Origin of the sequence: Campylobacter troglodytis, assembly GCF_006864425.1 — a bacterium.
Lineage (GTDB): Bacteria > Campylobacterota > Campylobacteria > Campylobacterales > Campylobacteraceae > Campylobacter_D > Campylobacter_D troglodytis.
Genome location: NZ_QHLI01000281.1, coordinates 1 through 355, shown reverse-complemented (window position 1 = coordinate 355; position 355 = coordinate 1). Strand labels below are relative to the sequence as shown.

The 355-nt window shown below is 35.2% G+C and carries 1 protein-coding gene; it reads right to left on the bottom strand.

Features of this window, described 5'->3' with window-relative positions:
- Positions 1-355, bottom strand: a 355-nt coding sequence (locus DMC01_RS14365) for a hypothetical protein (protein ID WP_185909000.1), incomplete at both ends; no start/stop codon positions are given.

The window sequence follows — 355 nt, the reverse complement described above, 5'->3', positions numbered from 1 at the left end:
CTTTTGCTCCTCATAAACAAAGGCTTTAAGCATTATTTCTTGCTCTGTATCTATGGTGTAAATCTCATTTTGTGAATTTGACAAGCTATCTTTATCATCTATGAATTTGCCTTCTTTATCCTTTTTATAAGCCTTGATAAGCCCTATGTTTAAGCCGTATTTTATAGGACTAAGCTCACAAGGGATAAATTCACAGTCGCACATAGTAGCTAAAGTATTAACCTGATAAAGCTTGTTAAACAAGGACACAAAGCCTTTGTTGTAGGTTCTTTCTTCTTTTGAGTTGTTGTTTGTTGTGCTTGTTGCAAGGGTGTTTGTTATGGCTGTGTTCTTTGCTGTGTTTATGAAAGCTACG